Raw genomic sequence first — 18424 nt, forward strand, 5'->3', positions numbered from 1 at the left:
CTCCCCAGCGGGGAGAAGATGCCCGACAGGGCAGATGAGGGGGATGAGGAGTGTAAACGACGAATGTCCTCAGCGGCGAGCGAAGGACAGCTTCTGCCGTGGTGCCCCCTCATCCGACCCTTCGGGCCACCTTCTCCCCGAGGGGAGAAGGGGAGGTCCCTCTCAAATGTCGTCATCTGTGTCACCGGCTTGAGCGGGGTCATATGGAGTTTCGAAGCCGGAGCCAGCCCTCTTCCGATCCTCCGCCTGCGCCGCAAGGATGTCCTTGACCTTCGCGACGAGATCGCCTTCCGGCACCGTCTCCTGCGCCACGCGGGCTTCGCGCCAGCGGGCATTGTCCTCGATCTCGCCGGAGAGCCGCTTGCCTTCGATCAGATCCTTGATCTGCACGACGCCGCCGGCGCGTTCGTCGCCGCCCTGGATGATGGCGACGGGGCAGCCGCGGCGGTCGGCATATTTCAGCTGGTTGCCGAATTTCTTCCAGTTGCCCTGGAACATCTCGGCCCGGATACCGGCGGCGCGCAGTTGCTGCGTCATCCTCTGATAGCGGCCCATCGCCTCGACATCGCCGTCCATGACAGTGACCAGTACCGGCTCGATGACGTCGCTGGCACCGAGTTTGCCGAGGTTCTTCAGCGCCGTCATCAGGCGTGAGACGCCGATCGAGAAGCCCGTCGCCGGAACCGGCTGGCCCATGAAGCGGGAGACGAGGCCATCATAACGGCCGCCGCCTGCGACCGAGCCGAAGACGACCTTTTCGCCTTTTTCGTTGGTGACGTCGAAGAGAAGCTCGGCTTCGTAGACCGGGCCGGTGTAATATTCGAGGCCGCGGACGACGGAGGGATCGATCTTGATGCGGTCGGCGCCATAACCGGCGCTGGTAACGAGCGCACCAATGAAATTCAGCTCATCGACGCCTTCGGCGCCCTTCGACGTTCCCGCGACGAGTTCGGCGAGCTGCGCAGCGCTTTCGGCATAATCCTTGATGCCGACGAAGAACAGCACGTTGTCGATCTGCTCCTGGTCGAGGCCGGCGCCCTTGGTGAAATCGCCGGATTCATCCTTTCGGCCGGGACCGAGCAGCAGCGCCACACCTTCCGGGCCGAACTTGTCGAGCTTGTCGATGGCGCGCAGCACGTTGAGCCGCTGACCGGCCTTGTCGTCGCCGCCGAGACCGATCGCCTCCAGCACGCCGTCCAGAACCTTGCGGTTGTTGACGCGGATGACATAGTCGCCGCGCTTGATGCCGAGGGCTTCGAGGGTGTCGGCCATCATCATGCACATTTCGGCATCGGCCTGAACACCCGGCGCGCCGACGGTATCGGCGTCGAATTGCATGAACTGACGGAAGCGGCCGGGGCCTGGCTTCTCGTTGCGGAAGACGTAACCGGCGCGATAGGTGCGGTAGGGCAGCTGGATCTCGTTGAAATTCTCGGCGACATGACGGGCGAGCGGCGCCGTCAGGTCGTAGCGCAGCGACATCCATTGCTCATCGTCGTCCTGCAGCGAGAACACGCCCTCGTTCGGCCGGTCGCTGTCGGGCAGGAACTTGCCGAGCGCATCGGTATATTCGAACAGCGGCGTTTCCACGGGATCGAAACCATAATGCTCATAGACTTCCCGGATCTTTGCCGTCATCTCGTTGACGGCGCGGATATCGCCGGCCGTCCGGTCGACGAAGCCGCGCGGCAGGCGGGCCTTGAGCTTTTGCGGTTTCTTCTGCTTGTCGTTCATTTCCGGCAATTCCGCTGACTGTGACAGTGGCGGTTTCCTAACCGATCGGGCGGGGAGCGGCAAGGGCGAAGGGTCTTGATGTGGCTGCGAGAATCGATTGAACGAAGGAGCTCCATCAGAAATGCGGACATGTTCATGATCACTGAGGCGCTTCTCTATGCCGCGACCTTGCCGCTGACCGGCAAGCCGCATCGAAAGTTCATCCGCTATTCCGTCAATCTCTGGTCCCGGGCCGGGCGCTGTGCGGCAGATTGGGCCGAACATGAGGAGATGAGCCGCAATGCGATCCGCACGGCAACCGCCGATCTCCGGCAGAAACGGACCGCCGTCGTGCTCGGCTCCGGGCTGTTGCGGGATGTGCCGATCGAGGACCTGGCGAAAAGCTTCGACACTGTCGTTCTAGTCGATCTCGTTCATCTCGCCTCGGTGCGCCTGCGGCTCGCGGCCAAGACCTATCGCAATACCAGGCTGATCGAGCGCGATCTCTCCGGTTACGACGACCTGGGCGCCGGCAGAGCGCCCGAACCGCTCGGCTTCCTGCGCTCGGTGCCCTATCTCGATTTCGTGGTTTCGGCCAATCTCCTGTCGCAGATCGGTCGCGGCGTGAAACGACGCTACGAGGCAGAGACCGGCCGCATGCCTGAAGATATCGTGGAAAGATTGATCGCGGCGCATCTCACCGGACTTTCCGAGCTGCCCTGCCGCAGTTGCCTGGTGACCGACATCGCCTATGCCGTCATCGACCGCAATGGCAGGACGCATGAGGAGGCCGACCTGCTGCACGGCGTTTTGCCGCCGCCGGCAAAAGCGGTGTGGACATGGCCGGTCGTGCCACTTGGCGAGGAAAGCAGGGATTATCGGATCGAGCACAAGGTCATTGCTTCCTGGTGACCAGGATGTGACCGCCGGTCGGCTTGGCTTGTACAAGGCGTTGGCCTATAAGGCGGTATGCGCACGCTCGCTCTCATCACGATGGTTTTCGGCTGGCTGGTCTACAGCGCCATGTCCGCATGGGCGGGCTGTCCGACATGCGCGTCGATGAATACGCCGGTCGCCATCGAGGCCGGCATGCACCATGAGATGACAGGCATGGATATGCCGCGGGCGGCTGATAAGACCGATCCCTTGAATGACCCCTGCACTACCGGTGATACCGCGCACATGCCGGTTTGTGCCGCCTGTCTCCTGCTGCCACCGGCGGTTACGGTTGCCGATAGCGGCAAATCTGCCTTCGCCTATCCCGCTCCGGCGCTTGCCCGAGCACTTGACGATAACCGGCCCGCCCCGCAGGCGCCCCCTCCCCGACTGTCCTGACATCACGACGATCCATGCCAATCAGGTGGCTCAGCCGCCTGGAATATCTATTTGTCAGACAGAGGAAAGAACTCTCATGTCTCTGAAAATCATCGCTTTATCCGCAATGCTCGCCATCGTTGCCACCCCCGTCTTGCCGAAGACAAGCCCATGGACATGAGCAAGCCGATGGGCAACCACGAAGCCTCCAGCCACGCCTTCAGCGAGGCGAACGACAAGATGCACAAGGATATGATGATCAAGTATAGCGGCGATGCCGACGTGGATTTCGTCCGCGGCATGATCCCTCATCATCAGGGCGCGATCGACATGGCGAAAGTCGAGCTTCAATACGGAAAGGATCCCGAAATCCGCAAGCTCGCCGAAGCCGTGATCAAAGCGCAGGAAGCCGAGAGCGCCGAGATGAACGCCTGGCTCAAGGCCCACGGCAAGTAATCGTCCGCTAGAGAAAGGAGAACGCCGGATGTCTCCGGCGTTCTGCAAGAGTTGCTCAATCCTTCGGTTCGAAGTCGGCCGGGCGGCGGCCGGCGCCTTGCCGCGCCAGCATCCAGCCCGGATATTCCGGCGCAAGCGCGCTCACTTCGTCGAGCCTCGTCATATCGTTCTCATCGAGCTTCAGCTTGACGGCGGCCAGATTCTGGTCGAGCTGATCGACCCGCTTGGCGCCGATGATGACCGTGGTGACGAACGGCTTGGCGAGGATATAGGCGAGCGCCACGGTGGCGACGCTGACGCCGTGTTTTTCGGCGACCTCGCGCATGACGGCGACGCAGGCCCAGGCCTTCTCCGTGTCGACGGGCGGGAAATCGAAACTGGCGCGGCGGCCTTCACCATTGCCGGGCGCGCCGGGACCGTACTTGCCGGAGAGCAGACCGCCGGCGAGCGGCGACCAGACCATGAGGCCGAGCTTTTCCTCGTGCATCATCGGCACGATGTCGCGTTCGAGATCGCGGCCGGCGATGGAATAATAGGCCTGCACGGTTTCGAAACGGGCAAAACCGCGGCGTTCGGAGAGGCCGAGCGCCTTGGAAATGCGCCAGGCCTGCCAGTTGGAGACGCCGATATAGCGCACGAGACCGCGGGAAACGAGATCGTCGAAGGCGCGCAGCGTCTCCTCGATCGGCGTCACCGTATCGGTCGCGTGGATCTGATAAAGGTCGATATGATCGGTCTGCAGGCGCCTCAGACTCGCCTCGACGGAATCCATGATGTGGCCGCGCGAGGCGCCGCGGTCGTTCGGCTTGTCGCCCATGACGCCGTAGACCTTGGTGGCGATGACCACGTCCTTGCGGGGCACGTCGAGGTTCTTCAGCGCCTGGCCGAGCAGCCGTTCGGACTCGCCTGATGAATAGACGTCGGCCGTGTCGATGAAATTGACGCCTGCGCCGAGCGAGCGCTCGACGATCCGGTCGGCGGCATTCTGGTCGACATCGGCGATGGCGCCCCACATGCTGCCCTGTTTGGCTTCGCCGAAGGTCATGGTGCCCAGGCAGATTTCCGAGACGAAAAGTCCCGTATTTCCGAGTTGATTGTAACGCATGGTCGAAAAAATCCTTTGTGTCTGCCGCAAGAGGCTTGCGAACCGCTGAACTTCATTTTTTGATTATTGGCCTGCGCGCGACAGGCACAGCCGCGGCTGGCTGCAGGGGGAGGCAGGTTCGATGTAGTGCGGCGCCGGAGCTTTTCAACGCCGTCCTGCCGCGAAGGCGATGCCCTTGTCTCGACACAGGCGGCCGATAGATTATCGGCCTTATTTCAAGAGGTACGCATATGACGACGCGACCACTGACCACGATCGGCTTCGATGCCGATGATACGCTTTGGCAGAACGAACAATATTACAGGCTGACGGAAGCGCATTTCACCAGCCTGCTTGCCGATTTCGCAGAAGGACCGAAGATTTCCGAACGGCTGCTGGAGGCCGAGAAACGCAACCTTCGCCATTACGGCTTCGGCATCAAGGGCTTCACGCTGTCGATGATCGAGACGGCGATCGAGATCACCGAGGGCAAGGTGCCCGCAGGCGTGATCGCCAAGATCCTCGACACCGGCCGCGATCTGCTCTCCCATCCTGTGGAGACCATGCCGCATGTGCGCGACACGCTGGAGGGGCTTGCCGGCAAATACCTGCTGGTGATGATCACCAAGGGCGATCTGTTCGATCAGGAGCGCAAGCTTGCCCAATCCGGGCTCGGCGATTTCTTCGATGCGATCGAAATCGTCTCCGACAAAACAGCCGTCACCTATCGCCGCATCTTCGCCAAGGTCGGCGACGGGCCGGAGCGGGCGATGATGGTCGGCAATTCGCTGAAATCGGACATCGTGCCGGCAATCGCCGCCGGCAGCTACGGCGTCTTCGTGCCGCACGAACTCACCTGGGTGCTGGAACATGTCGACGAGCCGACGGAGGCGCCGCGATTCCGCAAGATCGGCAATCTCGGCGAGTTGCGCGAGCTGATCGACCGGCTCGCTTAAGCCTTTATCTCATTGCTTGGCGGGCGCCTTCGGAAACAGCGACGGCCGCTCCGGCTCGGTTAATGGTTTCGGCTGCTGCGGGGCGGCCGCCAAGGGTTCGATCAGGAGGCTGAAGGGCGCGCCGAGGCCGCGGCGCGGCGAGACCTTGGAATAATAGGGGCGCAGCAGCCAGGTGGTATTGTCCTTGACCGTCGTCTCGAAGCTCGTGCCGTCCTCGTCAGTGCCGAAGAAGGCCTCGTCATCCGGTTTCGACAGGTCGAAGATCGCCAGGAAGGCGAACTTGCTCTTACTGGAAAAGCTGATCTTCACGTGCTGGCCGGCGCGCACCGGCAGCGTATAGACGTGGCTGTTGCCGAACTTCGTCCAGCCCTTCAGCTGCATGGTGACGGCCGGGAACTGCAACTTCTCCAGCTTCTCTCCGGGATCGAGCTGCGGCGTCTGCGCCATGGCGGAGACCGTCAGCAAAAACAGGGCAGCGGCTGTAATCAATGTTCTCACGGAGTGATCTTTCATGGGCGAACCAGGGCAGTGCGCATCGCTTCGACCTCGGGCCGGCAGAAGCAGCCTTCGAGATGATCGTTGACGAGACCCATCGCCTGCATGAAAGCATAAACTGTGGTCGGACCGACAAAGGTCCAGCCGCGTTTCTTCAGATCCTTCGAAATGATGACCGATGTCGGCGTCGTCGGATTGGCGACGATATGCTCGCGGTCGACCACAGCAGGCCGCTCGTTATGACCCGGCTCGTAGCACCAGAAATAGTGGGCGAGCGAGCCGAACTCGTCTCTGAGGGCGATGGCGCGCTTGGCATTGTTGATCGTCGAGACGATCTTGCCGCGATGGCGGATGATGCCGGCATCGCCAAGGCAGCGGGCGACATCCTCTTCGCCGAAAAGGGCGACTTTTTCGAAATCGAAGCCTGAAAAGGCGGCGCGGAAATTCTGCCGCTTGCGCAGGATGGTCAGCCAGGAAAGGCCGGACTGGAAGCCCTCGAGGCAGATCTTCTCGAACAGGCGGATGTCATTGGTGACGGGGCGGCCCCATTCCTCGTCATGATAGCGGAGATAATCGGGCAGATTGGCGTGCCAGTGGCAGCGGCTTCTGCCGTCCTCGCCGATGATGATGCCTGTCGCGCTCATGATCCTTCATTCTGCGGGGGTCCGCTTCGTTCTCCGCTCATGATTCCGGCTTTACCATTTGCAAACCGTCTTTCCAAACCGAACGGTAACCCTGACGAAAAGTTTATCCGATCGGTCGGCTTTTCATGATTCGATCTTTACCATTCGCTGGCGGATCCGGTGGCAGCGTCTTTCCCAGGCGGAACGTCTCCGACCAGGCGGAACGTCTCCGCCCGGGCGGATATCTCCCGCCAGTGCATTTTCGGCCATTTGTAGAGAGTCCGTCCGATGATGAAACAGCTTGTTCTTGCCGCAGCCCTCTTCGGCATTTTCTCGACGGCCGCCAATGCCGACGACCGCTACGCCACCCGCCCGCCGGTTGTGCTCAGCCCCGATCTGACGGCGCCCTGGATCAACCAGCTCGGCGGTGGCGCGGTTCGTCCCGTCGTCTATCAGCGGCCGGTCGTCCAGCCGCAGCAGCGCGGCCTCTTCCAGCGCCGCGTCATCCGCCAGGCGCCGCAGGTGTCACCGCAGACCGTGTCGGCGATCAATCCCGGCATACCGGCGATCCGCCATCCGATCGAGCCGCAATTCCTGCCGCAGATGGTCGATTACGACACCACGGAAAAGCCCGGCACCATCGTCATCGATACCAATAACCGCTTCCTTTATCTTGTCATGGAGGGCGGCAAGGCGCGGCGCTACGGCGTCGGCGTCGGCAAGCCCGGCTTCGAATGGGCCGGCGCCCATAAGATCACCCGCAAGACGGAATGGCCGGACTGGACGCCGCCTTCCGAAATGATCAGCCGCGAAGCCGCCAAGGGCCATTACCTGCCGGCGCGCATGGACGGCGGCGCGGAAAACCCGCTCGGCGCCCGCGCCATGTATCTCGGCTCGACGCTTTACCGCATCCATGGCACCAACGCACCCTGGTCGATCGGCAGCGCCGTCTCCTCCGGCTGCATCCGCCTGCGCAACGAAGACGTCGTCGACCTCTATGACCGCGTCAGCGTGGGAACCCGCGTCATCGTCATGTAACGGCATCGCAACATCTTGGGAGCCGCAGAGAATAGCCGGCTCCCTTCTCCAAAAATGCTTTATCCGGCCAAGCCGATCTTGAATCGGCGAGAAGTTCATGTAGCTTCGGGCGGATTTGCTTGAGGGGAATCGATCATGATCAAATTAATGCCGGGTCTGGCTGCCGCCGGACTTGTCCTGTCCTTGATGTCTACGTCAGCCTTTGCAGCGCCCGCCGGCTCCGCGCCCGACAATACACGGGCGCCGGCGCAGATCGTGCGCGTGGCGCAGATGCCGAAATATGTGAAGCCGCAGTTCAAGCGCAAGAAAGTGCGGCTGGTGACGACGGAAGCGGCCGGCACCGTGATCATCGATACCAACAACAAGTATCTCTACCTCGTCGAAGGCAACAACCGCGCCACCCGCTACGGCATCGGCGTCGGCCGCGACGGCTTCGGCTGGTCGGGCGTCGTCAAGATCGGCCGCAAGGCCGAATGGCCGGACTGGACGCCGCCGGCCGAGATGCGCCGCCGCGAGGCCGCCAAGGGCCACATGATCCCCGCCTTCCAGGAAGGCGGCGAGGACAATCCGCTCGGTGCGCGCGCCATGTATCTCTACCAGGGCGGCCGCGACACGATCTTCCGCATCCACGGCACCAACCAGCCCTGGACGATCGGCCTCAACATGTCTTCCGGCTGCATCCGGATGATGAACGAGGACGTGACGCATCTCTACGATCGCGCGCCCGTCGGCACCAAGGTGATCGTCATCGGCCCCGGCAACCGGCAGGGCAAGGTCGCGTTCGAGGACAGAGGCATCGACGTGCTGCGCACCATGTTTGGCGGCTGAGCAACACTTAAGCAAAAAACGAAAGGCGCTTTTTGACGCGCCTTTTATTTTTCTTAGACTTTGCGGCGGAAAGCTGGCACATCTGCCTCAGAGTCGACATATTGCAATCTGGGGTTATTCGATGACATATGCGCTGCGTTCCTCCGCTTCCCTTCTTGCGGGCATCGCGTTTTTCACCATCTGTTCGGCAGCCTCCGCCTCGGCGGAAGACCTGCAATTCTCCATCTACGGCGGCTATCAGACGGCACCGCACAGCGGCGTCGATCTCTCCGACGGCACGCATTTCACCGCCGGCTGGGAAGGCAAGTCCTTCGGCAGCCCGCCTTACTACGGCGGCCGCGTCACCTGGTGGCTCGAGAACTTCAACAAGCCGAACTGGGGTATTTCGCTCGATTATACCCATGACAAGGTCTATGCAGACGACGACACATTGGCCAAGACCGGCTGGTCGCATTTCGAATTCACCGACGGCCTCAACCTGCTGACGGTGAACGGGCTCTACCGTTTCCAGGATCCGACCCGCCGCTGGACGCCTTATCTCGGCGCCGGTGTCGGCGTGAACATTCCGCATGTCGAAGTGATTCGCCCCGAAGGCAAGACCTGGGCCTATGAATTCGGCGGCGTGACGCTGCAGGCCCAGGCGGGCGTCGATTTCAAGGTGACCGATCGCTGGTCGACCTTCGTCGAATACAAGGGCACCTATTCGCGCATCGACGTTCCGATCGACAGCGGCGTCGACCTGAAGACCAACATCTTCACCAATGCCGTCAATGTCGGCGTGTCATTCCACTGGTAATCGAGCCACTGGTAATCGAGAATTTCGGCTGCGGCGCTATTTGGTGCCGCAGCTGACCTTGCCCTCGACGGCATAGGGTTTGTCCCCGCCTGCGATCGTCAGGGAATAGGTGCCGGTGAAATTGGCCGCCGCCTTGCCGCGTTCGCCGGCAACGACGACCAGATCCAGCGTTGCTCCGCCGGTGTCGTCCTCGCCGCCGTCGACGACTTCCAGCAGCAGCTCGCCATCACGCGACCAATGATTGGTCAGGTGCTGCGATTCGAACACGCGTTTTCCGAACGCGCTCGATTGGGCGGGATCCTTGACGACAATTGCGCCGCGGAAATGAATGAGCTTGTGGCCGGCAGCGCTGGCGAAACCGCTTTCGAGCGTGAAGCGCGCCTGCGTATCATCGGCGGAACAGAAAAAACGGCTATCGGCATGGGCGGCGCCCGCCGCACCGAGCAGTCCCGCAAGTACAATCATTCCCCGCCACATCGCCTAAAACTCCCGAGACCGGCCCGATGGGCCTATGCATCATGCGACAGCGTCCTTTGCGCCTCAATAGACGCGTGATGCTGCAACGGGCCTCAGACTAACGGCAAACCTATTAATTTTTCCGGCACAGCGCCGCCATAGGCCCAATCGAGCAGCTCGACCGTATGCAGGATCGGCATGCCGGTGCCGGTGGCGATCTGGGTGATGCAGCCGATATTGCCAGTGGCGATGATATCGGCCTTGGTGGCCTCGATGTTTTTGACCTTGCGCGCCTTCAGTGTCGCCGAGATCTCCGGCTGCATGATGTTGTAGGTGCCGGCAGAGCCGCAGCAGAGATGACCTTCCGCCGGATCGCGCACCGTAAAACCCGCCGCTTTCAGCAATTGCTTCGGCGCCAGCGTGATGCGCTGGCCGTGCTGCATGGAACAGGCGGAATGATAGGCGACCGTGATGCCCTTCGGCATATGCGCCGGCAGGTCGAGGGTGGCGAGATATTCGGTAACGTCCTTGGCAAGCGCCGAGACTTTCGCCGCCTTTGCGGCATAGGCGGGATCGAGGCGCAGCATGTGGCCGTAATCCTTGATCGTCGTGCCGCAGCCCGACGCGGTGATGATGATCGCGTCGAGCCCCTGCCCGTCGATCTCGCGCGTCCAGAGATCGACATTTACCCGTGCACTGGCAAGCGCCTGTTCGGCGCGGCCCATGTGATGGACCAGCGAACCGCAGCAGACCTCGCCTTCCGGCAGCACGACCTCGACGCCGAGCCGGGTCAGCAGCCGGATCGCCGCCGCGTTGATGCCGGGATCGAGCACCGGCTGGGCGCAGCCGGATAGGATTGCCACCCGGCCGCGCCGTTCGGTCTCGGGCGGGTAGCTGCCGGGTTTTGCGAAAGCCGAAGCGGCGGGGATGCGACGCGGCGCAAGCGCCAGCATGGCGGCGAAAGGTTTCAGCGCGGCCCCTCGCATCAGGCCGGCGAAGGGCCGGCCGAGGCGGGCGAGATTGAGCGCCAGGCGGAAACGGCCGGGATAGGGCAGCACAGCGGCCAGGATGGCGCGCGCCAGCCGGTTCATCAGCGGGCGTTTGTAGGTCTTTTCGATATGGGCGCGGGCGTGATCGACCAGATGCATGTAGTCGACACCCGAGGGACAGGTGGTGACACAGGCAAGGCAGGATAGACAGCGGTCGATATGGGTGACGACCTCGGCATCGGCGGGCCGGCCGTTTTCCAGCATGTCCTTGATCAGGTAGATGCGGCCGCGCGGGCTGTCGAGCTCGTTGCCGAGGGTGACATAGGTCGGACAGGTGGCGGTGCAGAAACCGCAATGGACACATTTGCGCAGAATCTGCTCGGATTCGGCGACATCGGGGTCGAGGAGCTGGGTCGGGGTGAAGTTGGTTTGCATCTAGCGGCGCCTCCCATGAATATTGGAAGTTTTGCCGGGAATACCCCCCTCTGTCCTGCCGGACATCTCCCCCACAAGGGGGGAGATCGGATGGGGGCGATGGCTTCCCCAAACAACTCGCACACCGCAACTCCGACGCGGCAGCGAGGGAGCGATGGCCCAACCTCTTGCCGATCTCCCCCCTTGTGGGGGAGATGTCGGGCAGGACAGAGGAGGGTGACCCGCGCACAGACTCATCTCTTGCTCACCCCATCTTCCCCGGGTTGAATATGCCCGCCGGATCAAACTTCTCCTTCACCCGCCGCGACAGCATCGCCACCGCCTCGGGCTCGGGCTGGAAGGCTGATGTAACCGCCCTCGCCGCAGCCGATGCGCGGATCAGCGTCGCATGGCCGCCGCCGAGCGCCTTGATGAAGCGGCGGACCAGCTCGGCTTCGGGGCCGGCCTCCATGCACATCCAGACGAGACCGCCCTGCCAGTCGTAGAAGGCGTCGACGCCGGCTTCGAGGCGCAGTGCTGCGACCAGCTGATGGCCGGTGCCGGGGGCGACCGAGACGCGCCAGACCGGCCGCGCGGTGCCATCGGCATAAGGCAGCACGTCGCGGATTTCCTGCCAGAGCCTATGGCTGTCCGGCTGCTCCAGTCGCGTGACCGTGGCGAAAGCCGACATGGCCGCCGCAAGCTTTTCGACGCGCACGTCGACCGAACCGGCCAAGCCTTCGATGCGCAGCACCGTCGCCTCGCCCTCCGGCAGCCTGCCGGCGAGGAATTTCCACGTCACCGTCAAGGGCAGATGAGCCGCGCCGGAGATTTCGACCGGCAGCGCCATCGCCGTCGCCATGGCGCCCGCCGCCTCGGCATCGTTGAGGCCTGACAGCACCACCGTCCGCTCGGTCTTCGCAGACGGCGGCACCCGGAAGGTGACTTCGGTGAGGAAGCCCAGCGTGCCATGCGAGCCGGCGATCAGCTTGACGAGATCGAGGCCGGTGACATTTTTCATCACCCGGCCGCCGGCCTTGATGATCTCGCCCCTGCCGTTGACGAAGCGCACACCGAGCAGGCTGTCGCGGGCAGCACCGGCGATGAGCCGGCGCGGGCCGGAGACATTGGCGGCGAAGACGCCGCCGATGGTCGGCTCGCCCGATGTGCCCATGACCGGGCGATGATCCATCGGCTCGAAGGCGAGCATCTGGCCGCTCTCCCGAAGTGCCGCTTCGACCTCGGCAAGCGGCGTGCCCGCTCGCACGGTCATGACCATTTCACCGGGATTATAGGCGACGATGCCGGAAAGCCCGGTCGAGCGCAGCCGCTCCTCGACGACAACGGCATTGCCGAAGCCCGAGCGGCTATCGCCGCCGCAGATCGCGAGCGGCCGACCGCTTTCCGCATGGGCGCGGACGATTGCCGCCGCCTCTTCCTCGCTCGTCGGCATCAGATCGATCATGCGGCGGGGCGCCCTTCGAGCGGGAAGACCTTCGACGGGTTGAGGAGCCAGCCGGGATCGAAGGCGGCGCGCGCCGCCATCTGCTGGGCGAGATCGGCCTCGGAATACTGGTGGCGCATCAGGTCGCGCTTCTCGATGCCGACGCCATGTTCGCCGGTGAGGCAGCCGCCGGCATCGACGCAGAGCCTCAGAATATCGTTGCCAGCAGCCTCGGCGCGGGCGGCATCCTCGGGATCGTTGGCGTTGAAGAGGATCAGCGGGTGCATGTTGCCGTCACCGGCGTGGAAGACGTTGGCGACGCGCAGGCCGTAATGATCGACGATCTCGGCAGTCCTCTTCAGCACGTGGGAGAGCTGGCTGAGCGGCACGGTGCCATCCATGCAGATATAGTCGGCGATGCGGCCGGTGGCGCCGAAGGCGGATTTGCGGCCCTTCCAGATCAGCGCCGCCTCGGTGGCGGATTGGCACTCGCGCACGGTCTTCACCGCGTGCCGGCGGGCGATCTCGACGATGTCCTTCAGCGTCGCATCCATCTCCGCTTCCGACCCCTCGACCTCGACGATCAGCAACGCGCCGACATCGAGCGGGTATCCGGCATGGGCGAACGCCTCGCAGATTTCGATCGCCGGCTTGTCCATGAATTCGATCGCGACCGGGACGATGCCGGCGGCGATGACATCGGCAACGCAGGCGCCGGCCTCCTCTGAGGCTTCGAAACCGAAGAGCACCGGGCGGGCGCCTTCCGGCTTGGCGATCAGCCGCACCGTCGCCTCGGTGACGATGCCGAGCTGGCCCTCGTGGCCGCAGACGAGGCCGAGCAGATCATAGCCCGCCGCATCCAGCGCCTTGCCGCCGAGTTCGATCACCGTGCCGTCGACCAGCACCATCCTGACGCCGAGCAGATTGTTGGTGGTGACGCCATATTTCAGGCAATGGGCGCCGCCGGAATTCATGCCGATATTGCCGCCGATCGTGCAGGCAAGCTGCGAGCTCGGATCGGGCGCATAGAAAAAGCCGTCCGCGGAGACGGATTCAGAAATATTGAGATTGGTGACCCCAGCCTGAACCACCGCGACGCGGTTCGGCAGGTCGATTTCGAGGATGCTGTTCATCTTCGACAGGCCGATCACGACAGCATCCTCCTGCGGAATGGCGCCGCCGGAGAGCGAGGTGCCGGCGCCGCGCGGCACGACGGGAATGCCGTAGCGATTGCAATAACGCATGACGGCGGAAACCTCGGCCGTGGTGCGCGGCAGGGCGACGGCGAGCGGCAGGCGGCGGTAGGAGACGAAGGCGTCGGTCTCGAACGGCACCAGTTCGCGCGCCTCGTGCACCAGGCATTCCGGCGGCAGAAGATCGGTCAGATCGGCGACGATATGGGCCCGGCGCGCCAGGACATCGGCGCGGGGGCTGAGAAACGAAATGGCGTCGGACATGGCGTTCTCCCTGGCCCTACGAGGGGGAATGACGGCGGGAAGATGACAGTGGAAACCGGCCGCCAACCTCCCTGCCGCCGATAGACCGGTTTAGAGCGGTTCAGCTTTTCATGGAAGCGCAGAACCGCTCTAACTTTTTGTTTTTACGCAATTCCGGACGGAAAACCGCTTCGCACTTTTCCTGGAATTGCTCTAGCACTTTCCCGAAACTGGCGCAAATGCTAAGCACTTATGCCAAAAGGGGAAAAAGTCACAAAACCTTATGACCAATCTGGGTGATCTCGAAATCTTTGCCAAGGTCGTTGCAACGGGCAGCATGTCGCTTGCCGGCCGCGCGCTCGGCTTTTCCCCGGCCGTCGTCTCCAAACGGATCAAGCGGCTGGAGGATCGGCTCGGCACCCGGCTTTTGCAGCGCACGACGCGGCAGATCTCCCTGACCGAAGCCGGACAGGGTTTTTACGACCGTGTTCTCGGTATTCTCGCCGGGCTCGAAGAGGCGGAATTCTATATTTCCGGCCGCTCGGCGCAGATGCATGGCACGCTGAAGATCTCGGCGCCGACCTCCTTCGGGCGCATGCATATCGCGCCGCATCTGAAGCACTTCATGGAGGCGCATCCGGAGCTGGCGATCAACCTGGTGCTGACCGACGAATTCAGCGACATCGTCGGCGGCGGCTTCGATCTGGCGATCCGCATCGCTGAACTGACCGATTCCAGCCTCGTTGCCCGAAGGCTGGCGCCGGTGCGCCGGCTGCTCTGCGCCTCACCGGATTACCTGGCTGTGCACGGCGCGCCTCAGCATATCGACGAGCTGAAACACCACCGCTGCCTGCCGGCGCACAATAACGATACCTGGCGGCTGGACGGGCCGGACGGCGCGCTGAGTCTCAGGCCGGAAGGCATGCTGATCACCAATTCCAGCGAGGTGATCCGCGAGGCTGTCATCGCCGGCCTCGGGATCGCGCTGCGCTCCACCTGGGATATCGGCGAAGAGCTCAAGGCCGGCCGGCTGGTGCAGGTGCTGCCGGCCTATGAAGGTTCGCACAATGTGGCGCTATCGGCCGTCTATCCCAGCCGGCAGTTCCTGCCGGCCAAGGTCAGGCTGTTCATCGACTATCTGACGGATCTCTACGAGCCTGTCCCCTACTGGGAGCGATGATAGCAGGCGCAGGGTTCAGCGTGAGAGATCGAGATAGGCGTTTGCCACTATAGCGTCGATATCCCTGGGCACCGGCACGACGCAGGATTCGGGGCCGGCCTCGCCCCTGGCGATGCGTTCCAGGCAGCGGGCCTGAAGGGTGAAGCCGAGATCCATCGGCTCGACCGTATTGCCGAGCGGCCGCGGGCCGGCGAGATTGGCCATGTGGCCGCCGCCGAGCACATGGAAGGAGCGACCGTCACGGAGATGGAAGGTCTTGATATGATCGGCTTCGTAGCGGTCGATGCCGGCGACATCGGGATGGCGGCGAAAGGCCTCGACGTCGATCTCATGCGGGAAATGGCCGCCATTCATCAGGATCGCGCCGTCCTTCAAAAACGGCAGATCGGCTGCCGTCACGATATCGGCAAAACCGGTGACGGTGACGATGATATCGGCCGAGCGGATCGCCTGGTCGCGCAGCGGCGTGACGAAACCGTCGAGGTGGGCTTCGAGCGTCGTCACAGGATCTGTATCGACGACGCTGACAGTGGAAAAGGCATTGCGGAAACAGGCAGCCGTGCCCTTGCCGCAGGCGCCGTAGCCGAACACCGTCACGCGTTTGCCGTTGGTGGAGCGGTTGGTGAAGCGCAGGTAGCTTTCGAACAGGCTTTGGCCGACGCCATGCCTGTTTTCGGCGAACTGCTTGATCGGGCTGTCGTTGATGACGAGGATCGGCATGTTCAGGCGCTCGCGCAGCGGCAGCAGACGGGTGCGGCCCGAGGTGGTTTCCTCGGTGCCGCCAAGGAGATCGGCATAGGGCTTTTCCGCGGCGATGGCGAACAGATCGCCACCATTGTCGAGCAGCAGATCCGGCTTTTCTGCGATGACCGCCTCTAAGCTCTGATGATGGGCGGCTGGATCGGTCGTCTGCGTCGCAAAGACCGCGATGCCTTGGGACCGCAGGAACTCGACCGTCGACGGCTGGGTACTGTTGAGATTACCGGTGCAGACGAGACGCGCGCCGCCGGCGCGCAGCGTCATCAGCAGCGCCACCGTCTTCGGCTCGAGATGAATGCCGGTGCCGATCGACAGGCCTTCGAAGGGCCGGGTGCGCTCGAATTCGGCCGCCGTCGCCGTGAGCAGCCGGCAGCTGCCACCGATCCAGTCGATGCGGGTTGCGGTCTTTTCCATCAACTCTTTCCTGTTTGCCTATCCTGCTGTTTTTAGCGGAGCCACAGGGCTGCGAATATGGAAGTAATTCTGACGAAGGGGCAGAAAATCTGCCCTTTCAGGCTGGGTGCCCGGTTAATCAGCCGAAGAGATCGCCGCTTTGCTCATCCGGCTGCCGCCACCGACCGGGGTCGAGCCACGGGTCTCGACCCGTCCTTCGGACCCCCGCTCGCGGGGCGAAGGGACCATGCCGCGGCCTCTCCGTACCCACCCCGCTCTCGCAGGGCACGTCCCCTCGCCCCGTTTACGGGGAGAGGGTTAGGGTGAGGGGCAGCTTTCAGCGCGACGAACAGCCGTGCCCCTTCAAGCCGATGTCCCACAGCGGAGCAGCCAGGCGGACAAAGCCGCAAAGGTCGGCCGTTTGGCGTCCGGCGTGCGGCAGCAGAGGCTGTAGCCCGATGGGCGGGAGATGAAGCCGTAGGGCGCGACCAGATGCCCGCGTTGAAGATCGTCTTCGATCGAGGCGCGCGGCGCAAGCGCGACGCCAAGCCCGGAGCGGGCAGCACCCAGCGCCAGCAGCAGATCCTCGAATTCCTGGACGCGGGAAAAGGTGACCGGCGGCGTGCCGCTTTCGGTAAACCATTCGTCCCAGAGCTTCGGAACGCTGCGGCTGACGAGCATCGTCAGCGCGGCCATCGATGCGGGGTGCTTGGATAGGGTCGCGGCAAGCGAAGGTGTCGCGACCGGGCCGAATTCATCCTCCATGAAACGCAGGGCGGTAATTCCCGCGGTCGGCCGGTATTCGCCGCCCATGATCACCGCGTCCAATTCCGGGTGGATCTGCAGCGGCTCGGCCACGGCCATCGGCACGATGTCGACCGCCGTGCCGCCGAGGCTTGCCTGCATGTCGGCGACGCGCGGCATCAACCACCAGACCGCGAAGGCGGAGGGCACGCCGAGCCGGATGCGGCCGGGCACGCTGCCTTCGAGCTCCAAAGCAGCCCGTTGCAGGATATCGAAAGCCGCGCCCGCGGCGGCGGCGAAAGCGCTGGCCTGGACGGTCGGCACCAGCCTGCGGCCGTCACGCGCAAAGAGCTTGCGGCCGACGTGATTCTCCAGCGTGGCGATCTGCTGGCGCACGGCGCCGCGCACCACGTTCAGCTCTTCGGCGGCCTTCAGAATGCTGCCGTGACGGCAGACGGCCTCGAAGGCGCGGATGGCATTGAGCGGTGGAAGGCGCATGATTACCACAATCGGAACGACAGTGGATCACTTGATCTTGCCATTGAACGAAAGGCAAGTCCGCGCCATATTGTACACCTGTGCAACGGCGGCGCATTCGAGACAGGACATGACGGATTTTCGGAACCTGTCCGGCCTCGATTTCCCCTATGAACGGCGATCGAATCGCGTTTCGGATCGTCCCGTGGCTCTTTTGGATTGTGTAGGCTTTTTGTGATACACGTATATGAGTGATTCCTAAAACCACTGCGAAGGTGACCCGACAATTGACTCTTCTCGCCCGCTTGGCATCCGATGTGCAACTGATGTTCCGGCGCCCCCCGCGACAGCAGTATGGTGCGATCTGCTATCGGGTAAAGAAGAAGAGCGGTGACGTCGAGGTGCTGCTGATGACGAGCCGCGATACCGGCCGCTGGGTTATTCCCAAGGGCTGGCCGATGACGGGCAAATGCGCCCATGAGGTCGCCGCACAGGAAGCTCTTGAGGAAGCCGGCGTCCGCGGCGCGGTCGAAACGGACACGCTCGGTGCCTACAGCTATTCGAAAGTGCTGCGCGACGGAGTGCAGGTGGTCTGCAAGGTGCAGGTCTATGCGCTCGAAGTCACCGACATGGCGAAGAACTTCAAGGAAAAGGGCGAACGCACCATCGAATGGGTATCGTTCGACGAGGCGGCCGGGCGCGTGCGCGAACCTGAACTCCGTCACCTTTTCCTCGCCTTCAAGAAGAAGATAACCGACAGGCTATCGGTAAAGCCCATTCCGGCGACCAAACAAATTCCGGCGGAATGAATCCTGCCATCTTGCGGTGC

The 18424-nt window shown here is 63.1% G+C and carries 18 protein-coding genes and 1 pseudogene; 9 read left to right on the forward strand and 10 right to left on the reverse strand.

The features are described 5' to 3' along the window. Positions 1–162: 162 nt before the first annotated feature. Positions 163–1734: a histidine--tRNA ligase gene (hisS, locus tag CO667_RS24990; RefSeq protein WP_097620975.1), complete on the reverse strand. Its 1572-nt coding sequence runs from the start codon at positions 1732–1734 to the stop codon at positions 163–165. A gap of 129 nt (positions 1735–1863) precedes the next feature. Here hisS and CO667_RS24995 point away from each other — a divergent pair, with 129 nt between their 5' ends. The 3 genes and pseudogenes from CO667_RS24995 (at position 1864) to CO667_RS25005 (ending at position 3483) form a co-directional block, all read left to right on the forward strand. Continuing rightward, entirely contained in the window at positions 1864–2625 is a 762-nt protein-coding gene (locus CO667_RS24995) for a hypothetical protein (RefSeq protein ID WP_097621043.1), read from the forward strand. 57 nt (positions 2626–2682) lie between these two features. Further along, positions 2683–3048, forward strand: a complete 366-nt coding sequence (locus CO667_RS25000; protein WP_097620976.1) for a hypothetical protein — start codon at positions 2683–2685, stop codon at positions 3046–3048. A gap of 76 nt (positions 3049–3124) precedes the next feature. After that, positions 3125–3483 (forward strand): annotated as a pseudogene (locus CO667_RS25005) (DUF305 domain-containing protein). 55 nt (positions 3484–3538) lie between these two features. On the opposite strand, the gene CO667_RS25010 reads toward CO667_RS25005, so the two are convergent. Beyond that, positions 3539–4588, reverse strand: coding sequence for an aldo/keto reductase (locus CO667_RS25010; protein WP_097620977.1), 1050 nt, complete (start codon positions 4586–4588; stop codon positions 3539–3541). A gap of 230 nt (positions 4589–4818) precedes the next feature. Between CO667_RS25010 and CO667_RS25015 the strand changes: the two genes are divergently transcribed. Next, positions 4819–5523, forward strand: coding sequence for an HAD family hydrolase (locus CO667_RS25015; RefSeq protein WP_097620978.1), 705 nt, complete (start codon positions 4819–4821; stop codon positions 5521–5523). Positions 5524–5532: 9 nt separating this feature from the next. Here CO667_RS25015 and CO667_RS25020 read toward each other — a convergent pair whose 3' ends face one another. Continuing rightward, positions 5533–6036 carry a hypothetical protein gene (locus CO667_RS25020; protein ID WP_097620979.1) on the reverse strand — a complete coding sequence of 168 codons (504 nt, stop codon included), beginning with the start codon at positions 6034–6036 and terminating at the stop codon, positions 5533–5535. Then, complete coding sequence (locus CO667_RS25025) at positions 6033–6662, reverse strand: DNA-3-methyladenine glycosylase I (RefSeq protein WP_097620980.1); 630 nt, start codon at positions 6660–6662, stop codon at positions 6033–6035. The genes CO667_RS25020 and CO667_RS25025 overlap by 4 nt, the downstream gene beginning before the upstream one ends. Before the next feature lie 267 nt (positions 6663–6929). Between CO667_RS25025 and CO667_RS25030 the strand changes: the two genes are divergently transcribed. The 3 genes from CO667_RS25030 to CO667_RS25040 all read left to right on the forward strand — a co-directional run bounded on the left by CO667_RS25030 (position 6930) and on the right by CO667_RS25040 (position 9303). Next, entirely contained in the window at positions 6930–7679 is a 750-nt protein-coding gene (locus CO667_RS25030; protein WP_097620981.1) for a L,D-transpeptidase, read from the forward strand. Positions 7680–7814: 135 nt separating this feature from the next. Then, the gene (locus tag CO667_RS25035) at positions 7815–8507 is read left to right on the forward strand and encodes a L,D-transpeptidase (RefSeq protein WP_097620982.1); all 693 of its coding nucleotides are present in this window, start codon (positions 7815–7817) and stop codon (positions 8505–8507) included. Between the two features lie 121 nt (positions 8508–8628). Further along, positions 8629–9303, forward strand: a complete 675-nt coding sequence (locus CO667_RS25040; protein WP_097620983.1) for an outer membrane beta-barrel protein — start codon at positions 8629–8631, stop codon at positions 9301–9303. A 36-nt stretch (positions 9304–9339) separates the two neighbouring features. On the opposite strand, the gene CO667_RS25045 is transcribed toward CO667_RS25040, so the two are convergent. From CO667_RS25045 to CO667_RS25060, 4 genes are all read right to left on the reverse strand, one after another. Beyond that, positions 9340–9780, reverse strand: a complete 441-nt coding sequence (locus CO667_RS25045; RefSeq protein WP_097620984.1) for a hypothetical protein — start codon at positions 9778–9780, stop codon at positions 9340–9342. A 92-nt stretch (positions 9781–9872) separates the two neighbouring features. Beyond that, positions 9873–11183: a glycolate oxidase subunit GlcF gene (gene glcF, locus CO667_RS25050; protein ID WP_097620985.1), complete on the reverse strand. Its 1311-nt coding sequence runs from the start codon at positions 11181–11183 to the stop codon at positions 9873–9875. A 244-nt stretch (positions 11184–11427) separates the two neighbouring features. Beyond that, positions 11428–12627, reverse strand: a complete 1200-nt coding sequence (locus tag CO667_RS25055) for an FAD-binding protein (protein ID WP_097620986.1) — start codon at positions 12625–12627, stop codon at positions 11428–11430. Continuing rightward, a complete protein-coding gene (locus CO667_RS25060) occupies positions 12624–14063 on the reverse strand; it encodes an FAD-linked oxidase C-terminal domain-containing protein (protein ID WP_097620987.1) in 1440 nt (479 codons plus the stop codon). The genes CO667_RS25055 and CO667_RS25060 overlap by 4 nt, the downstream gene beginning before the upstream one ends. A gap of 262 nt (positions 14064–14325) precedes the next feature. Between CO667_RS25060 and CO667_RS25065 the strand changes: the two genes are divergently transcribed. Further along, positions 14326–15222, forward strand: a complete 897-nt coding sequence (locus CO667_RS25065) for a LysR family transcriptional regulator (protein ID WP_097620988.1) — start codon at positions 14326–14328, stop codon at positions 15220–15222. A gap of 15 nt (positions 15223–15237) precedes the next feature. On the opposite strand, the gene CO667_RS25070 is transcribed toward CO667_RS25065, so the two are convergent. Further along, complete coding sequence (locus CO667_RS25070) at positions 15238–16395, reverse strand: adenosylhomocysteinase (RefSeq protein ID WP_097620989.1); 1158 nt, start codon at positions 16393–16395, stop codon at positions 15238–15240. 342 nt (positions 16396–16737) lie between these two features. Beyond that, positions 16738–17616 carry a LysR substrate-binding domain-containing protein gene (locus CO667_RS25075; RefSeq protein WP_097620990.1) on the reverse strand — a complete coding sequence of 293 codons (879 nt, stop codon included), beginning with the start codon at positions 17614–17616 and terminating at the stop codon, positions 16738–16740. A 266-nt stretch (positions 17617–17882) separates the two neighbouring features. Here CO667_RS25075 and CO667_RS25080 point away from each other — a divergent pair, with 266 nt between their 5' ends. Then, positions 17883–18404 (forward strand): NUDIX hydrolase, encoded by a 522-nt coding sequence (locus tag CO667_RS25080; RefSeq protein WP_097620991.1) that lies wholly within the window; start codon positions 17883–17885, stop codon positions 18402–18404. Positions 18405–18424: the final 20 nt, after the last annotated feature.

It is taken from the genome of Rhizobium sp. L43 (assembly GCF_002531725.1).
In the GTDB taxonomy this organism is placed as follows: domain Bacteria; phylum Pseudomonadota; class Alphaproteobacteria; order Rhizobiales; family Rhizobiaceae; genus Rhizobium.